This window comes from Johannesbaptistia floridana (assembly GCF_057440575.1).
The window spans coordinates 1-5,354 of record NZ_JALKVM010000410.1 but is presented as its reverse complement, the minus strand read 5'-3'; the positions used below and the strand labels follow the sequence as shown (position 1 = coordinate 5,354).

General features: G+C 36.0%; 5 protein-coding genes and 2 pseudogenes. 4 read left to right on the top strand and 3 right to left on the bottom strand.

The window, feature by feature from the left end:
• The 3 genes and pseudogenes from MW688_RS23360 to aroF all read left to right on the top strand — a co-directional run.
• A pseudogene (locus MW688_RS23360) lies at positions 1-334 on the top strand (hypothetical protein); the annotation flags it as partial.
• A gap of 66 nt (positions 335-400) precedes the next feature.
• On the top strand, positions 401-1,846 hold the full coding sequence (gene cysS, locus MW688_RS23355; RefSeq protein ID WP_486738414.1) for a cysteine--tRNA ligase: 1,446 nt from the start codon (positions 401-403) through the stop codon (positions 1,844-1,846).
• A 172-nt stretch (positions 1,847-2,018) separates the two neighbouring features.
• Complete coding sequence (aroF, locus tag MW688_RS23350; protein ID WP_486738413.1) at positions 2,019-3,074, top strand: 3-deoxy-7-phosphoheptulonate synthase; 1,056 nt, start codon at positions 2,019-2,021, stop codon at positions 3,072-3,074.
• A gap of 61 nt (positions 3,075-3,135) precedes the next feature.
• Here the strand turns inward: aroF and MW688_RS23345 are convergent, their stop codons facing one another.
• The 3 genes from MW688_RS23345 to MW688_RS23335 all read right to left on the bottom strand — a co-directional run bounded on the left by MW688_RS23345 (position 3,136) and on the right by MW688_RS23335 (position 4,860).
• A complete protein-coding gene (locus MW688_RS23345; protein WP_486738412.1) occupies positions 3,136-3,471 on the bottom strand; it encodes an element excision factor XisI family protein in 336 nt (111 codons plus the stop codon).
• On the bottom strand, positions 3,459-3,875 hold the full coding sequence (locus tag MW688_RS23340; RefSeq protein ID WP_486738411.1) for an element excision factor XisH family protein: 417 nt from the start codon (positions 3,873-3,875) through the stop codon (positions 3,459-3,461). The genes MW688_RS23345 and MW688_RS23340 overlap by 13 nt, the downstream gene beginning before the upstream one ends.
• A gap of 196 nt (positions 3,876-4,071) precedes the next feature.
• The gene (locus MW688_RS23335; RefSeq protein ID WP_486738410.1) at positions 4,072-4,860 is read right to left on the bottom strand and encodes a DUF1997 domain-containing protein; all 789 of its coding nucleotides are present in this window, start codon (positions 4,858-4,860) and stop codon (positions 4,072-4,074) included.
• A gap of 239 nt (positions 4,861-5,099) precedes the next feature.
• Between MW688_RS23335 and MW688_RS23330 the strand changes: the two are divergent.
• Positions 5,100-5,274 (top strand): annotated as a pseudogene (locus MW688_RS23330) (IS6 family transposase); the annotation flags it as partial.
• Positions 5,275-5,354 lie beyond the last annotated feature (80 nt).

Genomic DNA, 5,354 nt, shown 5'->3' with positions numbered 1-5,354 from the left:
AACAGAATCATCTGTAGATACTCCAGAAGCAGAAACGACTGAAACAGAATCATCTATAGACGATTTGGATACAGACGATTTTGAAGCAGACGAATTTGAAGCAGAAACTTCTGAAGTAGAGAAAACATCTCCAAAACTATCATCTTTAACTCAGGCAGATTTAGCCAAACGTTTAAACACTAATTCTAGTTCCCTCCGCAAAAAAAGAAATTCACCAGACTTTCCTGAATGGAGTAAAAGTAGAGATCCCGATGGAATTGCCTGGAAATATTCACCTAAAAATAAGTCACCGAAAAATATTATCTTTCAACCAATAGACTTAGAGGATGAATAATCTTAGTAAAATCCCCAGCTATGGTCAAGTTGGGGATTTAACACCCAATTGATAATTATTAAAGCCATGTCTATAACCATTTATAATACTTTAACTCGTCAAAAAGAAACTTTTACTACTCTTCAACCCAATCAAGTAAAAATTTATTGCTGTGGAATTACAGTATATGACTACTGTCACCTAGGTCATGCAAGAACCTGTTTGACTTGGGATGTGGTCAGAAACTATCTTCAATGGCGAGGTTATCAAGTTTACTATGTGCAAAATTTTACTGATATTGATGATAAAATAATCAATAAAGCTATACTTGAGAAAACTTCCCCAGAAGCAGTAGCAGAACGCTTTATCAAAGCTTATTTTGAAGATATGGAAAGTTTGAAAATCAAGGAAGCTGACTTATATCCTCGCGCAACAGATAATCTTAATGGTATTAAAAGCCTGGTGGCAAGATTGACAGAAACAGACTATGCCTACGCCACGGAAGGAGATGTTTACTACTCTGTAGAAAAGTTTAAAGATTACGGCAAGCTTTCTGGAAGAAAACTGGCAGATATGCAAGCAGGGGCAAGCGGTAGAGTAGATTCAGAGGATAAAAAGCAGAATTCCTTTGATTTTGCCCTATGGAAAGGTGCTAAGCCGGGAGAACCGTTTTGGGAGTCACCCTGGGGTAATGGTCGTCCCGGTTGGCATATCGAGTGTTCTGCTATGGTAAAAGAATATTTAGGAGAGACTATAGATATTCATGTGGGTGGTAATGATTTAATTTTCCCTCATCATGAAAATGAAATTGCCCAATCAGAGGCAGTGACGGGTAAACCTTTGGCTAATTATTGGTTACACAATGGCATGGTCAAGGTGGATGGAGAAAAAATGTCTAAATCCCTAGGGAATTTTATTACTATTAGGGAATTATTAGCACGTCCGGTAGATCCCATGGCGGTACGTTTATTTATTCTTCAAGCCTATTATCGCAAACCCTTAGATTTTACGGATACTGCCTTAGCAGCGGCTGATGCAGGTTGGCAAACTCTCAAAGAAGGTTTATTGTTTAAAGAAAACTATGGTAGTCGTTTGGGTTGGGATTCTAAGAATTTATCTTTAGTTGATGAAGAAATAATTCAACGTTTTCAAAAGGCGGTAGATGATGATTTTAATTTTGCTGAAGGCTTAGCAATTTTATTTGAACTAGCTAAAGAGTTACGCCGCAATGGGAATCTATTGCGACACCAAGGGGAAACAGAGATAGAAGCAGATAAACTTAGGGAAAAATGGCAGACTCTAGAGGAATTAGCCACAGTTTTTGGTTTTAGCGCGGAGATAGAGGCTAATCCCCAAGATACAGCCACAAATAATCTCAGTGATGCAGAAATTGAAGCAATTATTGCACAACGAAAAGAAGCAAGAAAACAAAAAGACTACGCCACGGGAGATCGCCTGCGGGATGAATTAAAATCTCGGGGTATAGTGTTAGTAGACCAACCAGGAGGTATAACCCGGTGGTATCGTGAGTAAATTTGTGCTTTTGTTTCTTTTATTTTTGTTAAGCTAGTAATCAGAGGTAACAAACAGCTAAACTAGTTTTAACTTTGCCAATAATTGTAACTAATGTTAAGCTTAGAGATTGCAGTAAGTTAAACTAGAGCAAGTATCTTTAGAATTCATATTTCTTATAAGAGGAATTTAAATGATAATAGTAATGAAAGTGGGTTCTCCTGAAACTGAGATTGAGCGTATTAACGAAGAATTCTCAAACAAAGGATTAACACCAGAAAAAATCGTCGGTAAACACAAAGTAGTAATTGGTTTAGTTGGGGAAACAGCAAGTTTAGACCCTCTACAAATACAAGAAGTTAGTCCCTGGATAGAGACTGTTTTGAGAGTTGAACAACCATTTAAACGAGCAAGTTTAGAATTTAGACATGGAGAATATTCTGAGGTGTTTGTTTCTACCCCCTCAGGAGAAGTTCCCTTCGGGAAAAACCACCCTGTGGTAATTGTAGCAGGACCCTGTTCTGTAGAAAATGAAGAAATGATTGTAGAAACTGCCTTAAAAGTTAAAGCTTCTGGGGCGAAATTTTTACGGGGTGGCGCCTATAAACCTCGTACCTCTCCTTATGCCTTCCAAGGTCATGGAGAAAGTGCTTTAGAGTTATTAGCCGCAGCTAGAGAAGCCAGTGGTTTAGGCATCATTACTGAAGTTATGGATACTGCTGATGTAGAAAAAATTGCTGAAGTGGCAGATGTTCTACAAGTAGGCGCCAGAAACATGCAAAATTTCGCCCTCTTAAAGAAAGTAGGAGCACAAGATAAGCCTGTACTACTTAAAAGAGGGATGTCCGCAACAATTAACGAGTGGTTAATGGCAGCAGAATATATTCTAGCAGCAGGTAACCCTAATGTAATCTTATGTGAAAGAGGTATTCGTACTTTTGATAGAGAGTATACTCGCAACACTTTAGACTTATCAGTTATTCCTGTTTTAAGAAGAATAACTCACCTACCGATTATGATTGACCCAAGTCATGGAACTGGTAAATCTGAATATGTGCCCACCATGGCTTTAGCCTCTGTAGCCGCAGGTACTGATTCTTTGATGATTGAGGTACATCCTAATCCACCTAAAGCTTTGTCTGATGGTGCTCAATCTTTGACTCCTCAACGTTTTGATGAGTTAGTTGGTGAATTAGCAGTGATTGGTAAAGCGGTTAAACGCTGGCCTGAAACTCCTGTTTTAGCTTAAGCTTCAACCAAGATTTGGCCACGTCTTTCTAGGCGTGGCTGTTTACTTCACCAAATGAAATTTAATTAATAGCAAATTCAGTTAATGGTCTAATTTCAGGGGGATGAAAGGCTAAAACAATTTCATTTTTGGGAATACCAGCCCGAACTAAATCATCAGCAATTCCATCTTCTAAACCATCTCGATGAATCCAAATTTTATTATTAATAATTTCTAAATGAACAACACAACCATGAATTTTAACATCATTTTTCCAGCCAATTGTCATTAATAAATAGTCTTTTTTATCATCGCTAATAACTAATTTATGCTGAAGATTTTTATCATAATAAGGTAAGTCAGCATATTCTTTAATAATCGGGTAAATAATCTGGTAAAATTGGTTTAATTTATCCATTGTAAAATAACCTCCTTTTTTTCATCGAATACTAGCAATTTTATTAATTTTCTTTTTAACAAAATTTTGCCGATTGGTTCTTCAAAAATTTCTTCATAAACAGATAGTTTTATGGCTAAAAATAAAATTCTATCCTGTTTATTTTCTAATAAAATTTCATGATAAAGAATATACTGCCCTAGGGCATTTTCTAGGTCATTGACTTGAGATTTGCCGATAAAACTTTTGATTTCAACGGCAATTTTCTGGTTTTCTTTTTCTGCGGCGATTAATTTTTCTGCCCCTAAATCAACAAATACATCTTTTTTACCAATAGATAAAATGAGAGGGTCATCTGTAATTCTCCAACCATCTTTTATTAAAGCATTTTTAACCGTATTATGATAAATGTCTTTGGCTGGCATTGATTGACCTAATTTAATAGCTAAAATTCAAAAATAGTAATTAACTACTGATATTATAATCTGTTGCTATAAGTGGTCATTTTTATATCATTACCTTCTTGTTTTGTTGATCACCGCGTATCTGCGGTTATCTATAGACCCGGATTTTAAATCCCGGACCACATAGATAACCAAAAGGACAGAAAAGCGATTTTATTTAACTAATTTTTTCTAAATGGCGACTAGTTTTGGGAGGTAAGGGTAGATTTAAAGTATCATGAAAGTTTTTTTGGACCTTACAAGTTAAGCGAGGAGAGACTTGGCGCACAATTTGAGTTAACAGGCGATCGCCTGTTTTTTGAATTACTGAGTTAGCTAAACGATAAATAAACTGAGGAAAATAAACTGTTACCTCAAGATGTAGTTCCCACTTTACCTGAGTTACTTGATGGGGAAGGGATTTAGCTATTTTAGCAGGATATTTACCTAAGATAGCACTAGAATCTTCTAAGGCAATAGGACTTAACTCCATGCTTGCTTGATATTCTACTTCGTAGCCTGGAGGTTGATAACCCGGTACTTCTACTGAGTACATTAAATATTTTTGTTCTGGACTTACTTCAAATAACACGTTCATCTTTGGTTCTACTTCATAACCAAATGAACCAAAGCGACCCACAGTTATAGTATATCCATTTTCTTGGATTGGTTCAGCTTCCATAGGTTTAGCACATTCAATAAACCATTCTTGATGTTTATCTAAATATTTCCCTACTGCTGTTGGGGTATCATACATCTCCATATAACCCCAAAAACTAGTTTTAAATGTAAATGCTTGTTTCTCCTTAGTATCTTCGCTTGTTTCTTCCTTGGTGTTTTCCTTGATATCTTCCCTGGTGTCTAATACTTCTTTATTATCTGATACTTGGTTTTCAGTCAATTCTAATTGCTCATTGAGAGGATAAAATTCTTCTTTAGATTGATTTGATAAAGAGTGTAAGGACATAAAAGACTCACTTGATATAATTAGTTTATTCTAGTTAATTTTATAATTCCCATTTTGACGGTACAAAATTAACAAAATAGTGAAAACGGATAAATATTAAGATTTTGTGACATAGTTCTAGGTTTTTTGCTTAGCTTTATTTTTAACACAATTAAAGGTTATGTTGCAAAAAATATCAGTCGCGCTCGTAATATGTTAAGATATAGGAGCGTAACTGCTTTATTTAACTAACCTGATTGATGAATTCCAAATCTCCTTTCAAGTGGCGACATTTCCAAAAAGAGATAATCTTGCTTAATGTGCGTTGGTTTCTTCGCTATACCTATTCGCTATCGTGATTTGTCAGAGATTATGCTGGAGAGAGGTTTATCTGTTGACCCATCAACTATATGTCGATGGGTGCATACCTATGCCGTTGCTAGATTAGACTTTTTCCCTGAACTCATATCTTGCACCAAAACAAAAGTACAGAAATTGGCCGACAAGGGAGAATC

What these genes read in the sequence shown, in the direction of transcription:
- cysS (WP_486738414.1), top strand. Translation starts at nt 401, where the DNA reads ATGTCTATAACCATTTATAATACTTTAACTCGTCAAAAAGAAACTTTT.
- aroF (WP_486738413.1), top strand. Translation starts at nt 2,019, where the DNA reads ATGATAATAGTAATGAAAGTGGGTTCTCCTGAAACTGAGATTGAGCGT.
- MW688_RS23345 (WP_486738412.1), bottom strand. Translation starts at nt 3,471, where the DNA reads ATGGATAAATTAAACCAATTTTACCAGATTATTTACCCGATTATTAAA.
- MW688_RS23340 (WP_486738411.1), bottom strand. Translation starts at nt 3,875, where the DNA reads ATGCCAGCCAAAGACATTTATCATAATACGGTTAAAAATGCTTTAATA.
- MW688_RS23335 (WP_486738410.1), bottom strand. Translation starts at nt 4,860, where the DNA reads ATGTCCTTACACTCTTTATCAAATCAATCTAAAGAAGAATTTTATCCT.